General features: G+C 68.5%; 13 protein-coding genes. 8 read left to right on the forward strand and 5 right to left on the reverse strand.

Annotated elements, in window-relative coordinates:
• The first annotated feature begins 161 nt into the window (after positions 1-161).
• A complete protein-coding gene (locus D474_RS0114105; RefSeq protein WP_017614204.1) occupies positions 162-1,640 on the forward strand; it encodes a CCA tRNA nucleotidyltransferase in 1,479 nt (492 codons plus the stop codon).
• A gap of 12 nt (positions 1,641-1,652) precedes the next feature.
• Here the strand turns inward: D474_RS0114105 and D474_RS0114110 are convergent, their stop codons facing one another.
• The 3 genes from D474_RS0114110 to D474_RS0114120 form a co-directional block, all read right to left on the reverse strand.
• Complete coding sequence (locus D474_RS0114110) at positions 1,653-2,846, reverse strand: FAD-dependent monooxygenase (RefSeq protein ID WP_017614205.1); 1,194 nt, start codon at positions 2,844-2,846, stop codon at positions 1,653-1,655.
• A gap of 47 nt (positions 2,847-2,893) precedes the next feature.
• On the reverse strand, positions 2,894-4,198 hold the full coding sequence (locus D474_RS0114115) for an MFS transporter (protein WP_017614206.1): 1,305 nt from the start codon (positions 4,196-4,198) through the stop codon (positions 2,894-2,896).
• Between the two features lie 116 nt (positions 4,199-4,314).
• Positions 4,315-5,394 carry an inositol-3-phosphate synthase gene (locus tag D474_RS0114120; RefSeq protein WP_017614207.1) on the reverse strand — a complete coding sequence of 360 codons (1,080 nt, stop codon included), beginning with the start codon at positions 5,392-5,394 and terminating at the stop codon, positions 4,315-4,317.
• A 1,579-nt stretch (positions 5,395-6,973) separates the two neighbouring features.
• Between D474_RS0114120 and D474_RS28765 the strand changes: the two genes are divergently transcribed.
• From D474_RS28765 to D474_RS0114150, 6 genes are all read left to right on the forward strand, one after another.
• Positions 6,974-9,103, forward strand: a complete 2,130-nt coding sequence (locus D474_RS28765; protein ID WP_017614208.1) for a transglycosylase domain-containing protein — start codon at positions 6,974-6,976, stop codon at positions 9,101-9,103.
• A 290-nt stretch (positions 9,104-9,393) separates the two neighbouring features.
• On the forward strand, positions 9,394-9,684 hold the full coding sequence (rpsF, locus tag D474_RS0114130; RefSeq protein ID WP_017614209.1) for a 30S ribosomal protein S6: 291 nt from the start codon (positions 9,394-9,396) through the stop codon (positions 9,682-9,684).
• A gap of 137 nt (positions 9,685-9,821) precedes the next feature.
• Complete coding sequence (locus D474_RS0114135) at positions 9,822-10,391, forward strand: single-stranded DNA-binding protein (protein WP_017614210.1); 570 nt, start codon at positions 9,822-9,824, stop codon at positions 10,389-10,391.
• Positions 10,392-10,508: 117 nt separating this feature from the next.
• Positions 10,509-10,745, forward strand: coding sequence for a 30S ribosomal protein S18 (gene rpsR, locus D474_RS0114140; RefSeq protein WP_017577046.1), 237 nt, complete (start codon positions 10,509-10,511; stop codon positions 10,743-10,745).
• 28 nt (positions 10,746-10,773) lie between these two features.
• Entirely contained in the window at positions 10,774-11,220 is a 447-nt protein-coding gene (gene rplI, locus D474_RS0114145; protein ID WP_017614211.1) for a 50S ribosomal protein L9, read from the forward strand.
• Positions 11,221-11,394: 174 nt separating this feature from the next.
• Positions 11,395-12,201: a peptidoglycan recognition protein family protein gene (locus D474_RS0114150; RefSeq protein WP_017614212.1), complete on the forward strand. Its 807-nt coding sequence runs from the start codon at positions 11,395-11,397 to the stop codon at positions 12,199-12,201.
• 4 nt (positions 12,202-12,205) lie between these two features.
• On the opposite strand, the gene D474_RS0114155 is transcribed toward D474_RS0114150, so the two are convergent.
• A complete protein-coding gene (locus tag D474_RS0114155; protein ID WP_017614213.1) occupies positions 12,206-13,558 on the reverse strand; it encodes an MATE family efflux transporter in 1,353 nt (450 codons plus the stop codon).
• A 329-nt stretch (positions 13,559-13,887) separates the two neighbouring features.
• On the opposite strand from D474_RS0114155, the gene dnaB reads away from it, so the two are divergent.
• A complete protein-coding gene (gene dnaB, locus D474_RS0114160; RefSeq protein WP_017614214.1) occupies positions 13,888-16,485 on the forward strand; it encodes a replicative DNA helicase in 2,598 nt (865 codons plus the stop codon).
• Between the two features lie 579 nt (positions 16,486-17,064).
• Here the strand turns inward: dnaB and D474_RS0114165 are convergent.
• Positions 17,065-17,292 carry a hypothetical protein gene (locus D474_RS0114165; protein WP_017614215.1) on the reverse strand — a complete coding sequence of 76 codons (228 nt, stop codon included), beginning with the start codon at positions 17,290-17,292 and terminating at the stop codon, positions 17,065-17,067.
• Positions 17,293-17,398: the final 106 nt, after the last annotated feature.

The raw sequence follows: 17,398 nt of genomic DNA on the forward strand, positions 1-17,398 counted from the left end.
CGGCGTCCCACCACTGCACCGAAGATACCCCCTCCCGGGAACACCGGATGGTGCCGAGGGGCAGTGCGGCGCGTCCGCTGCCGGTCATCTGTGCCTCATGGACCTCACGCGCGTGCGGGACGATTCGCGGTCACCCGTCGGGGCCGCCTAACCTGCGTGGTGTGCCGAACACAGAGCTTCCGGGCGACGACACCGCCCGCCACGAGACCGGTCGGTTGACCGATGCCCAGAGGTCGTCCCTGGGTTCCCTGATCGACTCGATCCAGCCCGTGCCCGACGAGCTCGGTGAACGCTTCGCCGCACAGGGCCAAGAGCTCGCGCTCGTGGGCGGGCCCGTGCGCGACGCCCTCCTCGGCAGGGACTCGTACGACGTGGACCTCACCACGGACGCGGTGCCCCAGCGCATCCTCGAGCTCGTGGACGGCTGGGCCGACTCGGTGTGGACCGTCGGCATCGACTTCGGCACCGTGGGGCTGCGCAAGAAGGGCTTCCAGCTGGAGATCACCACCTACCGCAGCGAGTCGTACTCGCCGAAGTCCCGCAAGCCCGAGGTCGCCTACGGCACCGACATCGAGGACGATCTGCTGCGCCGTGACTTCACCGTCAACGCGATGGCGGTGCACGTGCCCGACGGCACCTTCGTCGATCCCTTCGGCGGCCTGCGCGACCTGCATTCCCAGGTGCTGCGAACGCCCGGCAGGCCCGAGGACTCCTTCAGCGACGACCCGCTGCGCATCATGAGAGCGGTCCGGTTCGCCGCGCAGCTCGGCTTCACCCTGGCCCCCGAGGTCGCCGAGGCGGCCAGGAACATGGCCGATCGGCTCACCATCGTCTCGGCCGAACGGGTGCGCGACGAGCTCGTCAAGCTCATGCTCAGCCCGAACCCGCGCACCGGCGTCGAGCTCATGGTCGACCTCGGGATCGCCCACCACGTGTTCCCCGAGATCCCCAGGATGAGCCTGGAGATCGACGAGCACCACCGGCACAAGGACGTCTACCAGCACTCCTTGACCGTGCTCGACCAAGCCATCGACCTGGAGCGCTCACGCGGACACGAACCCGACCTCGTGTTGCGTCTGGCCGCACTGCTGCACGACATCGGCAAGCCCAAGACCCGCTCGTTCGAGGGAAACAACCGCGTCACCTTCCACCACCACGAGGTGGTGGGAGCGTCGATGAGCCGCAAGCGCCTCAACAAGCTGCGCTTCCCCAAGGACGTCGTCAACGCGGTCAGCAAGCTCGTCTCGCTGCACCTGCGCTTCCACGGGTACGGCAAGGGCGAGTGGACCGACTCGGCTGTGCGCAGGTACGCCCGCGACGCAGGTGACCAGATCGAGCGTCTGCACATCCTCACCCGGGCCGACTGCACGACGCGCAACAAGCGCAAGGCGGCGGCGCTCGCGCGCTCCTACGACGACATCGAACGTCGCATCGACGAGCTCGCAGAGCAGGAGGAGCTGGACCGGATCCGGCCCGATCTCGATGGCAACGAGATCCAGGAGATCCTCGGTATCAAACCCGGGCCGGCCGTGGGCAAGGCCTACCGGTACATGCTGGAACTGCGCTTGGAGAACGGCCCCATGTCCAAGGAGGAGGCCAAGGCCGAGCTCCTGGAGTGGGCCGAGCAGCACGCCGAGTGAGGCAGGGGCGCGTCACGGGGTGTACCGGTCGAAGGGGAACTCGGGCGGGGCGCCGAAGGGGTCCCCTGCCCCTGAACCCTCCTTCCCGGAGATCCTGAGCGCGGCCAACGACGCACGCATGACCGCCGACCGCACGCGGATCCCCGCACGGCCTGTACGCGGCGCCGCGAAACCGGTGGAGAGCGGCCCCACTTTCTGAGCGGCGTCCACGTGCGGGCGCATCGCTTCACGGTAGGCGGCGAACGCACGCAGGTGATCACCGTCGTGGCGTGCGAGCTCCCCGGCCAGCGCCATCGCCCCGAGCAGGGCCAGCACACTCCCCATCCCGGTCATCGGGTCCGGGCAGTGCGCCGCGTCGCCGAGCAGTACCACGCGTCCCCGGTGCCAGTCCTGCATCTTGATCTGTTGGGACGGGGCCAGATGCACCCGGGTGCCGTGCATGTTCCGCAGGAGGTCGGGAACGTGTCCGCCGAGGTCGGAGTGCACCCGTTCCACGAAGTCCTTGATGTCGTCCTGGTCCATGCCCTGGGCATCGACCGGGCGCATGCTCCGGAACAGGAACATGCCCTCGAGGTCGGTGTTGCCGGGGAACGTGGTCACCGCCGACCCGCGGTAGGGCCACACGTGGAACCTGGTCGAGTTCTCCCGGCCGGTGTGGTTGTCCACGGTGAAGATGGCCAGGTTGGTGCCGAGGAAGTGGGCGTGGTCCTCGGTCGTGGTGCCGAACAGCAGGCCGCGCACGTTGGAGTGCAGCCCGTCGGCACCCACCACGAGGTCGAAGCGGCGCGGCTCCCGGTTCTCGAAGTGCACGAGCACACCCTCGTCGTCCTCGTGCACCGCGGTGACGGAGTCGTCGAACAGATACTCGGCCGCCCGCGCGCCCTCCTCGTGGAGGAGCGAGCACAGGCGGTCGCGGGCGATGGCCCTGCCGCCCTCGGCCCAACTGGGGATGTTGACCTCCGGACCGTCTGCGTAGGCGATCGTCGCGTCGGGCGGAGCGCCGCTCACGGCCTGTACCCGCTCGTGCAGTCCCATCCGGTCCAGGACGGTCAGGCCCTGGGCGGAGAGTTCGATGCGGAACCCCTGGAACCGGGGAGCGGGGGCACGCTCCACGACCGTGGGGACGAAGCCGTGGCGGGACAGGAAGTGGGCCAGCGCCGGGCCGGCCACACCGCCGCCCGAGATGAGGACGGTCTTGGCGGACATGCGCACGGGGACTCCTCTCGGTCGTGGGCGGCGACCGTGTCGCCGCTCTACGCCCAGAGTGCCCCACGGCCCTTACATGTGGCTGACAACCTGCGTGCACGCACCGTCCAGCCCGTGGCGAGCGCCGCGTACACCAGCACCATCGCCACCACCACGGCCGCGCTCACCCCCGAGGGCGGGACGAAGACCGCGGCGAGAGCCGCGCCCAGCACGAACGTGGCGTTGAACAGCACGTCGTAGACCGAGAACACCCGGCCGCGGAACGCGTCGTCGACATGTCGCTGAACCAACGTGTCGACGGTGACCTTGACGGCCTGCGAGACGAAGCCCAGAACGAATCCGGCCACCGGGAACAGCGTCGGTGAGAACGGAAGTCCGAAGACCACCAGGGCGACGGCGGCTGTGGCCAGGAGCGACGCGATCCATGCGCTCGCGCTCATCCGGGCGGTCGCCCACGGGGTGGCCACGGCGCCGGCGAAGAACCCGATCGCGAGCAGAGCGGCCGAAACCGAGAAACCGGCGAGGCCGGCGACGCCGCCACCGGTGAAGGTGTTGTTGTACAGCAGCAGTGTCATGAGCGTCGAGACACCGAACAGGATGCGGTGCACGCCCATCGTCAACAGGCCGTCGCGGGCCGGGACGCGGTCGCCGATGTGCCCCAGTCCGCTCAGCATCCCGCGCAGCACGTTGCGGACGGCCGCGCGCACCTCCTCGGGCTCCTCCTCCAAGTGGGGGCCCAGTTCCCGGTATCTCAGGGTGAGCGAGACGAGTGCGGCGGCGGCGAACCCGAGCGCGGCCACGAACAGGATGATCCCGGTCCCCAGCGCGTCCTCCCCGCCGATCATGCCGATCGCCAGGCCGACGCCGGTGCCCAGGGAGCTGGCCGCAGTGCCGCACGTGGGGGTGACGGCGTTGGCCATCATGAGCTGGTCGCGCGGTACCACGTACGGCAGGCCGGCCGAGAGCCCGGACAGGAAGAAACGGTTGACGCTCAGCACCAGCAGCGCGGCCACGAAGAACGCCGGGCCCGCGCCCTGGGCGACCAGCACCGCGGTGACGAGCCCGAGAACTGCTTTGACCAGGGAGGAGATCAGCAGGACCTGGCGGCGTGGCCACCGGTCGATGAGCACACCCGCGAACGGTGCCACCACGGAGAAGGGCAGCAGCAGGACGGCGAACGCGGCCGCGACCGCCCCAGCGCTGGTGTGCTGCTCGGGGTTGAAGAAGACGAAGCCCGCCAGGCCCGCCTGGTAGATCCCGTCGGAGAACTGGGAGACCAGGCGGGTGCCGAACAGGCGGCGGAACCGGGCGCCGCGCAGCACCACGCGCAGGTCGCCGAAGAAGGAGGACACGGCTTCACCCTAGGACGTCGTCCACGAGGTCCCGGGCACAGGGCACTCCGGACGCAGTAGGGCCCCGGCCCGGGAACGCTCGTGCCCCGGGCCGGGGCCCTGTGTTCGCGGCGGGGTCAGGCGCCGTCGCCGCCCGCGATGAACTCCTCGACCTGTGCGTGTGCATCGGAGTCGCTGTACTGCACGGGCGGGGACTTCATGAAGTAGGAGGAGGGCGCCAGGATCGGGCCGCCGATTCCGCGGTCCTTGGCGATCTTCGCGGCGCGGACCGCGTCGATGATGATGCCGGCGGAGTTCGGGGAGTCCCAGACCTCGAGCTTGTACTCGAGGTTGAGCGGGGCGTCGCCGAAGGCGCGCCCTTCCAGGCGGATGTAGGCCCACTTGCGGTCGTCGAGCCACGGCACGTGGTCCGACGGGCCGATGTGCACCGAACCCGCGTTGAGCTCGTGCGGGATCTGCGAGGTGACCGACTGGGTCTTGGAGACCTTCTTCGACTCCAGGCGCTCGCGCTCCAACATGTTCTTGAAGTCCATGTTGCCGCCGAAGTTGAGCTGGTACGTGCGGTCCACGACCACGCCGCGGTCCTCGAACAGCTTGGACATCACACGGTGGGTGATGGTGGCGCCGATCTGCGACTTGATGTCGTCGCCGACGATCGGGACCCCGGCCCTGGTGAACTTGTCCGCCCACTCGGGGTCGGAGGCGATGAAGACCGGGAGGGCGTTGACGAAGGCGACACCGGCGTCCACGGCGCACTGCGCGTAGAACTTGTCGGCCTCCTCCGAACCCACCGGCAGATAGGAGACGAGGACGTCGGCCTCGCTCGCCTTGAGAGCGGCGACGACGTCGACGGCGTCCTCGGGGGACTCCTGGATCATCTCCCGGTAGTAACGGCCGAGGCCGTCGTAAGTGGGCCCGCGCATGACGGGGACACCGGTCGGCGGCACGTCGCAGATCTTGACGGTGTTGTTCTCGCTGGCGGTGATGGCGTCGGCGAGGTCGTGGCCGACCTTCTTGTCGTCCACGTCGAAGGCGGCGACGAAGTCGATGTCGCGCACGTGGTACGGGCCGAACTGGACGTGCATCAGGCCAGGTACCCGGGACTCGGGGTTGGCGTCCTTGTAGTAGTGCACGCCCTGGACGAGCGACGCCGCACAGTTGCCGACGCCCACGACGGCTACACGTACCGAACCCATTGGTCCTTGCTCCTTCTGTTCCGCGAACATGGATTCCACAGCGCACAGCTCGACGCGCCCGCTCCGGAGTCGGACCGGGGCTCGCCGTTCTGCTTCTTGTTGTCCGTGTTGAGGTCAGCAGCGCCCGGGGCGGATCTGTTCCCGCCCTCAGCCGCCGTGCGGACGTCCCACGGACGCCGTTGGCGCGGCCTCCCCTGAACGGCCGTCGGCAGTCGGGGGGAACATGCAACTCTGGCTGTTTTGCTCGGTATGACTCTATCGCCGACCACCGGCCCGGCCCGCACGACCGTACGCCGGGGGTCCGGGGCGCCCCGGCAGGTCAGGGCGGCCACACGGGATCCGTCCCCGCGTGCGGCACCACTGGTACCGAGTTCCCCCTGCTCAGGGGCGCTGAATCTCACACCGGCACAGGAAGGTACGGAGCGGTCACCGAGCGCACAACCGGGCGCCTCGGGCATGTGCGATACCTGTTCGGGACGCGTGTTGTGAACTGCCCTGATCGGTGCCCAGCGCCCCGGCGTGGCCGACAACTCGGTCACGCGCGATACTCTCGCGCGTGGGTTGTGCTATGCCGTTTCATCGCTCTACCGTGACTTTTGATTTGCGTGCGTAGCCGTTCAGCCCCCATGGGACGCGCGCCCATGACGGCCCCCGTCGGCCCCCTGCGCCGACGGTTGCGAGCCCCGCTGGCCAACGATCAGGAGGAACAAGCGGCCAACGTCTTCGCGACCTGTTGAAAACCTACGCGCCCGCGTGGGCGTCTCTTCATCAAGCCTTGAACGACAGGCGAAGGCACCGGCCGAGGCCCCGTGCCGAGGCACGAACCACCGGCCGAGCCACGTCAGCACCGCGGACGCAGGTCGCGGATCACCGATCCCCCAGGGGGACCGTCCCCCCGTTTCCACCAAGGAATCGTCAGGCCGACCGGCCGTGAGAGGCAATCGAGGACCACGTGAGTACCGAACGACGACGGAGTGCCGAAGGCGGCCGTCGACGGGCCGATGGCCCGGTCGACGGTCCGCACGGCGACGGTGGCGATTGGGACGGCGTCCCGCACGGGGGCGAGCGTCCCGGTAGGCGCCGTCGGCCGGAGGCCGGCGAGGAGAACGGGTTCTGGGGAGAGGAGCCCCCCGAACGGCCGCGCCGCCGTCGGCCCCCAGAGGGCGAGCCCCCTCCAGGGGAAGGCCGCCGCCGCAGGCCCCCCGAAGGGCACCGGCGCCGTCCTCCCGAAGACGGTGAGCACCCCCGCCGCCGGCGCCCCGACGCCGAGACCGCTGCCCACGGGGCCGAGGGTGAACGCCCCCGCCGCCGGCGGCCCGACGACCAGAGGGCCGGCGGACGCCGCCGCGCCGACGGCCCCCGCGAGCGCGACCGCACCCATGCAGCCGGTGCCGAAGGGGGCCGCCGTCCTCCGGGCCGTGGAGACGGCGGAGGAGGCCGTGGTGGTCGCCGGCGCAGTGCCGCGGGCGACGACCGCCCCTGGTGGAAGCGTTTCTTCGCCAAGGCCTGGAAGCCGGCCCTCGCGGTCTTCGGCCTCCTGATCATCGCCGGTGTCGCGACCTTCGCCGTCCTGTACTCGATGGCCCCCGACGCCGACGACCTCGACCACCAGGCCGAGGTCGACCTCAGCGCCACCCAGATCATGTGGGCCGGCGAGGAGGAGGACGAGGAGAGCGTCGCCCTCACCACGGGTGAGGTCAACCGAGTTCCCGTCGAGTTCGAGGACATCCCGGACAGTGTCGTGAGCGGGGTGCTCGCAGCCGAGCAGCACACCTTCTACGAGGACCCGGGTGTCAGCATCACCGGTACGGCGCGTGCCCTGCTCTCCCGCGGTGAGGCGGGCGGTGGCTCGACCATCACCCAGCAGATGGCCCGCAACTACTACGGCGGGCTCTCACAGGAGCAGACGATCCAGCGGAAGATCCGCGAGATCTTCATCTCCATCAAGCTGGCCCAGCAGCTCGAGCACGACCAGATCCTCGAGCAGTACCTCAACACCATCTACTTCGGGCGCAACGCCTCCGGAGTCGAGGCAGCTGCCCAGGCCTACTTCGACAAGCCGGTCTCCGAGCTCGACGACGCCGAGGGCGCGTTCATCGGGCTGATCATCCAGCAGCCCAGCGCGTTCTCCAACCCGGAGCCGGGTGGCCCGCACGACCAGGTCATGCGGGGCGAGCGCTGGGACTACCTCCAGCAGCAGCTCGCGGCGCTCAACGAGCTCGATTCCGACCTCGGACTGCCCGAGGGGGAGGCGCAGAACCTCGAGTTCCCGGAGACGGTCGACTACAACCCCGAGGAAGAGAGCGACCCGCAGCTCGCCTACGTCAACAACGCGGTCGTCGACGAGGTGGAGCGCCGTTACGACGGCATCACCGGTGCCGACATCGCGACTCAGGGCTACACCATCAAGACCTCGCTGGACGAGGACCTGATGAACGCCGCCGAGGACGCTTTCGACGTCCTCCCGGAGATGGCCGACGACACCATGCGCGGACTCACCTCCGTCAACCCCGAGACCGGGGAGATCGTCGCCTTCAACGGGGGACCGAACGCTGCCGAGGTCGTCAACAACTCGCTGACCCACCAGACACAGGCGGGTTCGGCGTACAAGCCGTTCGTGCTCGCAGCGGCTCTGCGCAACGGCACCAGCCTCAACAGCCAGTTCGACGGGGACTCCCCGCAGGAGTTCCCCGGGTTGGAGAGCCCGGTGCAGAACGCCGGTGAGCAGAGTTACGGCGAGGTCGACCTCATCGAGTCGACGGCCGACTCCATCAACACCCCCTACGTTGAACTGATGGTCGAGACGGGCGTGGAGAACGTCGACGACCTGGCCGTGGAGATGGGCGTGAACCCGGCTCGGACCGAGACCTCGGTCCAGGGGCCGCTCGTGGCCCTTGGCACCCACCAGGTCAACACCCTGGACATGGCCTCGGCCTACGCCACCTTCGCTGCGCAGGGCGAGCAGAAACCGGCTCACATGGTCACCGAGATCCGTGACCGGAACGGCGAGGTCATCGAACCCAACGACGCCGACGAGGTCGAGAACGGCAACGAGGTCCTCGACAACGACGTCACCGCCGACGCCACCCACGCCATGACGCAGGTCGTGGAGAACGGCGGTGGGGAGAACGCCGCGCTGCCCGACGGCCGCCCCGTCGCAGGCAAGACCGGTACCTCGTCCGACGCCGTCTCCGCCTGGTTCGTCGGGTACACCCCGCAGCTGACCACCGCGGTCAGCCTGAGCCGGGCCAGCGCCGAACCGCTGCAAGTCAGGGGCGAGGGCGACATGGAGATCTTCGGTGGCACCACCTCCGCGAACGTCTGGAACGACTTCATGACGACCGCGATGGAGGGCGAGGAGGTCCAGGAGTTCCCGCCACCGCAGTTCATCGGTGAGGACCAGAGCTTCCTGCCCACCCCGGAGCCCACGCCGGAGCCGACGGAGGAGCCCACGGAGGAGCCGACCGAGGAGCCGACGGAGGAACCGACCGAGGAGCCCACGCCTCCGGAGGACTGCCACCCGCTCGACCCCAACTGTGAGCCCGAGGAGATCGACTGCGACGACCCGCGGTTCGAGGGTCACCCCGAGTGCCAGGACGAGGACGAGGACGACGAGGACGACGACGAAGGCGGCCTCTTCCCCCCGAACCCCGAGGACGAGGAGGAGGAGACGCGCGACAGCAGCCTGGTCAGGCCCCAGCGGGAGTGACACCGACAGGTCGACGTCGCGATGTGCCGATCTTCCGACAGGTCGACATGCCGACACGGTGACGAGGGGCCGGCGACCGCGCAGCACAGCGCGGACGCCGGCCCCTCTCGCTGTCCACAGGGGAGGATCGACACCGACAGGGTGGTACGGAGCTGCTGGTAATCTTGGCTCCCGTACGGCTCAGAGCCCCGATCACTCCCCGGCCCGGTCCGGGTGACGGGAACGGGGCACCTGACCTCCTGCCATGGAGATTCCATGGCCGCAACAGTCCAGAGGAGGAACGCACGCTCATGCGTCGTTACGAAATCATGGTCATCCTCGAGCCCAGCCTCGACGAGCGCACCGTCGCCCCGTCGCTGGAGAACTTCCTCGGCATCGTCCGCAACGACGGTGGCTCGGTCGAGAAGGTCGACATCTGGGGCAAGCGCCGTCTCGCCTACGACATCGACAAGAACGCCGAGGGCATCTACGCGGTCGTCGACCTGACCGCCGAGCCCGCCACGGTCAAGGAGCTGGAGCGCCAGCTCGGCATCGCCGAGTCCGTTCTGCGCACCAAGGTGCTCCGCCCCGAGGTCCACTAGGGCCCGGGCCGTCCCCATAGGACGGCGGTTGTCCACACCCCCTGCCTCCGAGCATTCCGTTCTGTCGTCACCGGCGCGGATGATCGGGGGAACAGGCCCCAGCGCCTGATCCGTCTATCTCGAACCGGAGCCGATCCATGGCAGGCGAAACCCAGATCACGCTCGTCGGCAACCTCGTCGACGACCCTGAACTGCGCTTCACGCCCAGTGGAGCCGCGGTCGCCAACTTCCGAGTGGCCTCGACGCCTCGCACCTTCGACCGTCAGGCGGGTGAGTGGAAGGACGGAGAGTCCATGTTCCTCACCTGCGCCGTCTGGCGGCAGTACGCGGAGAACGTCGCGGAGAGCCTCCAGCGCGGCATGCGTGTCATCGTCCAGGGGCGCCTCAAGCAGCGTTCCTTCGAGACCCGCGAGGGTGAGAAGCGCACTGTCTTCGAGATCGACGTCGACGAGGTCGGCCCCGCCCTGCGCCGTGCCACCGCCAAGGTGACCAAGACGGCCGGTCCGGGCGGCGGCGGGTTCGGCGGCCAAGGCGGCGGTTTCGGTGGCGGCCAGCCCCAGGGCGGCGGCTACGGGAACCAGGGAGGCGGCTTCGGCGGCGGACCCCAGGGCGGTCGCGGCGGTGCTCCCGCCGACGACCCGTGGGCGACCAACGGCGGTGGCGGCGGCTTCGGCGGCGGCGGGTTCTCCGACGAGCCCCCGTTCTAGTCCGAGGTCGAGCACCGAGTATCACCCCGGCCGGTGTCCGACTGGCACCGTGCCACCATCCATTTGTCATAGACCATCCCCGGGAACGACCCGGGGCTCTTGCGAAGGAGCACCACGATGGCGAAGCCGGCAGCGCGCAAGCCCAAGAAGAAGGTGTGCATCTTCTGCCAGGAGAAGCAGTCCTACATCGACTACAAGGACACCACGCTTCTCCGTAAGTTCATCTCCGAGCGCGGCAAGATCCGTGCTCGCCGGGTGACCGGTAACTGCACGCAGCACCAGCGCGACGTGGCCACCGCGATCAAGAACGCGCGTGAGGTCGCCCTGCTGCCCTACACCAGCAGCACCCGATAGCCGGGAAACTCCGAGGGAGGTTTTTGTCGTGAAGCTGATCCTGACCCACGAGGTCAACGGTCTCGGAGCCCCCGGCGATGTCGTCGAGGTGCGGGACGGCTACGGCCGTAACTACCTGCTCCCCCGTGGGTTCGCCATCGAGTGGACCCGCGGCGGCCAGAAGCAGATCGACCTCATCCAGCGCGCCCGTCGCTCCCGCGACATCCGCACGCTGGACGAGGCCCGTCAGATCGCCGGCCAGGTCGAGTCGCTCACCGTGCGCCTGAAGCAGCGCGCCGGCCAGGGCGGCCGTCTGTTCGGTTCGGTCACCGCCGGTGACGTCGCCGAGGCCGTCAAGGACTCCGGTGGCCCCGAGCTGGACAAGCGCCGTATCGAGATCAAGAACGCGATCAAGTCGGTCGGCGCCCACAAGGTCGACGTGCGCCTCCACCCCGAGGTCAGCGCGACCATCAAGCTGGACGTCTCCGGCGTCTAGCCACGGCCGACCGTCCAAGGCCCCGTCCCGCCTCGCGCGGGGCGGGGCCTTTTTCGTCTGCGCCTGAAACGGACACGCCGCCCTCCGAAAGCCCAAGTGTGATCACAGTTGGTAATCTATCGTGTTCTCTGTGTTGGCATCCCGGATGCCCCGCACAGAGAGGACGAAGCATCGATGGCCGTAGAGAGACTGGACCGCAGGACCATGCTCCGCGGGGCCGCGCTCCTCGCCGGTGGTGTACTGCTCGGTGGAGGGCTGGGCACGACCACCGCACGCGAGGCCCGGGCCGCCGCGATGCCGAAGGTGTTCACGCGGGCCGACTGGGGCGCCCGAGCACCTGGGGAGACGATCGACGTGCGGTCGGGTGGACCGACACACATCGTGGTTCACCACACCGCGACCGGGAACGTCTCCGACACCTCGACTTCGCACGCGGCCGCTCTGTCCCGCTCCATCCAGAAGTTCCACATGGACACCAACGGGTGGGCCGACACCGGACAGCAGTTCACGATCAGCCGCGGCGGACACATCATGGAGGGCCGTGAGGGCTCCCTGTCCGCCGTGGACGAGGGAACGCACGTGATCGGTGCCCACACCGCCGACCACAACGACCACACCATCGGGATCGAGAACGAGGGAACCTACACCTCGGCCACGCCGCCCGGAGACCTCCTCGACGCACTCGCCGACACGTGTGCCTGGCTGTGTGCCGCGTACGGGCTGGACCCGGAGGAGGCCATCGTCGGACACCGTGACTACAACTCGACCAACTGCCCCGGTGATGAGCTGTATGCGCTGCTGCCTCAGCTGCGCAGCGACACCGTGGGCAAGATGGCGAGCGTGCGGAGCGAACTCGACGGGGCCGTGGACCTGGACCTGCGCCCGGAACAGTTGCCGTCGTTCCCCGGGCGCCCGGAGGCCGAACGGGTTGCCGACCACTACCACGGTCCGACGATCGGTCAGCGCGAACCGGTCGCGTGACCCGTCACCGGGGCCGCTCGGCCCCGGTGACCAGCCAAGCGCCGCCCCGTGCCCTCAGCCCCAGGGTGAGGGCACGGGCCAGGATCCACACTGCGAAGGCCCCCCACAGGCCGACCAACCCCCACAGCTGTGACCCCGCCACACTCGGCAGGACCAGCGCGAAAGGCAAGAACGCCAGCATCGTCCACAGGGACGCCCACGCGAGGTAACGCTGGTCCCCTGCCCCCATCAGGACCCCGTCCAGCACCATCGTCACCCCACTCAACGGCTGTATCAGCGCCACCACGACCAACGAGGCCATGATCAGTGAGGACACGTGTGGGTCGTCGGTGAAGGGGACAGGTGCCCAGGGCAGCACCATGAGCACCACGACGGTGAAGACCAGGCCCGCCATCACACCCCACTCGACCATGCGACGGGTCGAGTTCCGGGTGCCTCGGACGTCGCCGGCGCCGAGGTAGCGGCCCACGATGGACTGTCCCGCGATGGCCACGGCGTCCATGGCGAAGACGAGCAGGGCCCAGATGTTGTAACTGACCTGGTGAGCGGCGATCGACTCGTCTCCGAGACGGGCGGCGACCGCTGTCGTGACCAGTGCGACCACGCGCATGGAGACGCTGCGCAGGAACAGCGCGAACCCGGCCGTCGCCGAGCGGCGCAGGCCGTACAGGCTCGGCGCCAGGGAGACCCCGTGCCCGCGGGCCGACCGGGCGATCGTGGCCACGTACCAGAAGGCCCCCGCCCCCTGCGCGATCACCGAGGACCACGCCGAACCGGCGATGCCCCAGTCCATGACGAGCACGAAGAGCGCACACAGGAGGGCGTTTCCCGCGTATGAGGCGACCGCTACCACGAGCGGGGTGCGGGCGTCCTGGAGGCCGCGCAGGACCCCGGTCCCGGCCATGATGATCAGTAGGAACGGAGTGCTCAGCAGGCTGATGCGCAGATAGGTCAGAGCGTAGGGTGCGACCTCGGGCGAGGCGCCGAGCATCTCGATCAGATACGGGCCCAGGGGCCACCCGATCCCGATGGCGGCGATACCGAGGAGTGCGGCCAGCCACAGACCGTCGACCCCGTCGCGCATCCCGCCGGGGATGTCGTCGGCCCCGAACTTACGAGCCACCGCGGCGGTGGTCCCATAGGCGAGGAAGATGCACACGGCCGCCAGGGTCAGCAGGACCTGCCCGGCCACCCCGAGCCCGCCGAGAGCCTGTGTGCCGAGGGTGCCGACGATGGCGGAGTCGGTGAGCAGGAACAGCGGCTCACTGATGAGCGCGAAGAACGTGGGGACCGCGAGTGCAAAGATCTCCCGGTCGTGGCGGTGCCGGAAGGGTGCGGCGGAGAGCAGTCTGGGCATGACGGGGCAAGATTACCGGACACCCGTTCGAGGGGATGGGTGAAGTTGTCCACAAGCCTGCGAAAGCCTGTGGACAACCTGTGGAAAGACCCTCTGTGAGGCATCTGGCACCCGGAGGTCACGAAGTACGTTTTCGCAGATCAAATAGGTCATGAGTGGGGCTTCGCAAAGTTATCCACAGGTGATGTGCACAACCTGTGTGCACAACGTCCCACGCAGTCCGGGACATGGTGGTGGAGGCGGTTGTCCACAGGCTCGTCCCGGGGTCCGGGAGGACCTCCGGATGGGGCATGCTGGAGAGGTCGTCATCGTCTCTGGGGGAGTAGTCCGTGAGCGTCGCCGAGGAACCACCCGAGGAACGCGGATACGAGCGCACCCCTCCCCACGACATCCAGGCGGAGCAGAGCGTCCTGGGCGGCATGCTCCTGTCGAAGGACGCCATCACGCAGGTCGTGGAGATCATCCGGTCCGCCGACTTCTACCGGCCCGCACACCAGATCGTCTACGACGCGGTCGTGGACCTGTTCTCCCGTGGTGAGCCCGTCGACGCCATCTCCGTCAACGCCGAGCTCACCAAACGCGGCGAGGTCACCCGGGTGGGCGGTGCCCCCTATCTGCACACCCTCACCGAGGCGATCCCCACCGCCGCCAACGCCGGCTACTACGCCAAGATCGTCTCCGACCGGGCGATCCTGCGCCGCCTCGTGGAGGTGGGCACCCGCATCGCGCAGATCGGCTACACCGGAGACGGCGAGGTCGACGACCTCGTCGACCACGCCCAGGCCGAGATCTACCGGGTCGCAGAGAAGCACACCGGCGAGGATTACCTCGCCCTCGCCGACATCATGCCCGGCGCCCTCGACGAGATCGAGGCGATCGGCGCCCACGACGGCAGCCTCACCGGTGTCCCCACAGGCTTCGCCGACTTCGACGCCCTCACCAACGGCCTCCACCCCGGGCAGATGGTGATCATCGCCGCCCGCCCGGCCGTGGGCAAGGCACTCGCACTCGACACACCAGTGCCCACCCCTGACGGGTGGACGACCATGGGCCAGGTGCAGACCGGGGACCGTGTACTGGCCTCGGACGGGAGTCCGACCGAAGTGGTGGCCACGTCCGAGGTGATGACGGATCGTGAGTGCTACGAGGTCGTCTTCGACGACGGCACGGTGGTGACCGCTGATGCGGAGCACTTGTGGCTGACCCGCACCCGTGCGTCGCGACGTGCTGCGCAGGAGGAGCGAGCGGCCGATGGCGGAGAACCCCGAGCTCTCCCCGAGGTCCGCACGACACGGGAGATCGCCCGTACCCAGAGGTTGGAGACCGCAGACCGCCCCCTCAAACACTCGGTGGAGAGCACTGGGCCTCTGCAGCTCCCTGAACAGGACCTTCCGGTGCCTCCCTACGTACTCGGGGCATGGCTCGGTGGCGAACACTCTGCCGCGGCGCTGATCACCGATGTCGATCCCGAGGTGATCACCAATATCGAGGCCACCGGTCTGGTGGCCAAACCGGTGGGCACCGACGGACACGCATACGGCGTCTTCCTGCCGGAGGAGCAGGGGGAGATCGCCCCGCGTTCCTGCGTCGTGTGCGGAAAGTTCGTGCCCGCGCTGCCGCACGTGCGCAGTTGTGGTCAGTCCTGTGAGGGCAAGGCCGGTTTCGGGTCCGATCCGGTCCCACACGCAGCGTGCGACTGCGGTGACCCCTGTTTCGCGCGCTACTCCCGGTGCGGGGACTGCATCACGGATCACGGGAGTATGCAGGCCCTGCTCAGAGGGCTCGGGGTGCTGGGGAACAAGCACATCCCTCAGCAGTACCTACGGGCCTCTGAGGGCCAGCGACGAGCCCTGCTCGCGGGGCTGCTGGACACTGGCGGGGCGGTGAACGCCAGTGGATCCGTCCAGTTCGCCGTCTGCGACCGGCGCTTGGCCGAGGATTTCCGGGAACTCGCACACAGCCTCGGTCACCGGACCGGAATGTCCACCGAGAGCGTGCAGGGAAGGAACGAGCACACCTCGACCTGCTACACGATCACCTTCGGGTCCACGGCCGGGGTCTTCGGTATCGAGCCGAAACAGCGTGCACATCGGGTCCGTGGTGAAGGGAGTTCGTACGCACGGACCGGATCCAGGTTCATCCGCGAGGTACGGCCGGTGCAGAGCGTTCCGGTCCGTTGCATTCAGGTGGACCACCCCGATCGCCTGTTCCTCGTGACGCGGTCGATGGTTCCGACGCACAACTCGACACTGGCCCTGGACTTTGCTCGGGCGGCGTCCATCAAGAACGACATGACCTCGGTCTTCTTCAGCCTGGAGATGGGGCGGAACGAGATCGTCATGCGCTTGCTCTCGGCCGAAGCGCGGGTTCCGCTGCACACGATGCGGTCCGGTCTGATGACCGACGACGACTGGACCCGGCTGGCCAGACGCATGGGAGAGGTGGCCAACGCGCCCCTGTTCATCGACGACTCCCCGAACATGTCGATGATGGAGATCCGTGCCAAGGCGCGCCGTCTCAAGCAGCAGCACGACCTCAAGCTCATCGTCGTCGACTACCTCCAGCTCATGAGCGCCTCCGGCCGGGTGGAGAGCCGGCAGCAGGAGGTCTCGGAGATGTCGCGTTCCCTCAAGCTCCTCGCCAAGGAGCTGGAGGTTCCGGTCGTGGCACTCTCACAGCTCAACCGTGGTCCTGAACAACGCACCGACAAACGCCCACAAGTGTCGGATCTTCGCGAATCGGGCAGCATCGAGCAGGACGCCGACATGGTGATCCTGCTGTACCGCGAGGACGTGCACGACAAGGAGTCACCGCGCGCGGGCGAGGCGGACATCATCGTGGCCAAGCACCGCAACGGTCCGACCGCGGACGTCACCGTCGCCTTCCAGGGGCACTACAGCCGCTTTGTCGACATGGCGCCGGGCTGATGGAGCGACGTGTCGCCACGGCATCAGGTCTCTGAAGCACCGTAACCACAGGACCACCTGCGGTTATATCGGTCCGTCCACAAGTCGATTTTTGTGTGAACCAAAAAGTCGACAAAGAGCTACGTCGACATGGCGCCACGACGAGCGCCTCAGGATGTAGGAGCTCCCGCCGGTGCTCGGTGGATCCTCGCGGCCGGATTTCCGGGCTGGGCCGGCCGGTGTCCTCCGGGTGCGGTCCGGAGCGTGCCGTGCCCGCGCGGGAGCGGCCGGGCAGGTTTCGGACACCGAATGCGGCCGCAAGTGCGGGGCCGGATGGAGCCCCTCCTGCCGAGTTCTGCGCGAGGTGTCCCGCGCGGCCCGGATGCCGGCGGACCCGTGAGAGCAGGATCACTGTCGCTGTGCGGTCGGGTGGCTGTATTCAGACAGCCGGAACCCGATTAATCGACGGGCTGATTTGTCGACAAAACGATGCGGGAGCGCTGTCTGTACATACGCGTCAGGCCCCCGCCCGGTTCGGGCGGGGGCCTGTGCGAGTGGTGGGCCGCTGTCGGGTGAAGCGCCGTGCGGGCCGCGGGGGTGTCAGAACCAGCGGGCCTCGGGGCGGGTGCGCCCGTTCTCGTCGGTCACGAGGACCCAGTGCATGATCGGGTGCCCTGAGCTGATGCGGTCGGCGTCCTCGCGGGGCTGCGGGACGGCTGCGGGGCCGCTGCCCAGGCCGGAGAGTCGGCGGGTCGTGGCGGCTGAGCGCGTGCTTCGCCGGGAGTGGGAGCGAGTGGGCTGAGGTGCACGTTCGGTCCGGCGCGCCATGATGACCCCTCTCGTTTCCGTGTCAGATGATCTAAGTTAACCCTTCGTTCACCTTGGAGTCAATCGCCCGGGCGGTGAGAGCCGGGATTCCACGGGTGGATCCGAG

This window comes from Nocardiopsis salina YIM 90010 (assembly GCF_000341025.1).
Classification (GTDB): Bacteria; Actinomycetota; Actinomycetes; order Streptosporangiales; family Streptosporangiaceae; genus Nocardiopsis; species Nocardiopsis salina.

Excerpts from the sequence above, each read along its gene's own strand:
- D474_RS0114110 (WP_017614205.1), bottom strand. The coding sequence starts at position 2,846 with ATGTCCGCCAAGACCGTCCTCATCTCGGGCGGCGGTGTGGCCGGCCCG.
- D474_RS0114120 (WP_017614207.1), bottom strand. The coding sequence starts at position 5,394 with ATGGGTTCGGTACGTGTAGCCGTCGTGGGCGTCGGCAACTGTGCGGCG.
- D474_RS28765 (WP_017614208.1), top strand. The coding sequence starts at position 6,974 with ATGGCCCCCGACGCCGACGACCTCGACCACCAGGCCGAGGTCGACCTC.
- rpsF (WP_017614209.1), top strand. The coding sequence starts at position 9,394 with ATGCGTCGTTACGAAATCATGGTCATCCTCGAGCCCAGCCTCGACGAG.
- D474_RS0114135 (WP_017614210.1), top strand. The coding sequence starts at position 9,822 with ATGGCAGGCGAAACCCAGATCACGCTCGTCGGCAACCTCGTCGACGAC.
- rpsR (WP_017577046.1), top strand. The coding sequence starts at position 10,509 with ATGGCGAAGCCGGCAGCGCGCAAGCCCAAGAAGAAGGTGTGCATCTTC.
- D474_RS0114150 (WP_017614212.1), top strand. The coding sequence starts at position 11,395 with ATGGCCGTAGAGAGACTGGACCGCAGGACCATGCTCCGCGGGGCCGCG.
- D474_RS0114155 (WP_017614213.1), bottom strand. The coding sequence starts at position 13,558 with ATGCCCAGACTGCTCTCCGCCGCACCCTTCCGGCACCGCCACGACCGG.
- D474_RS0114165 (WP_017614215.1), bottom strand. The coding sequence starts at position 17,292 with ATGGCGCGCCGGACCGAACGTGCACCTCAGCCCACTCGCTCCCACTCC.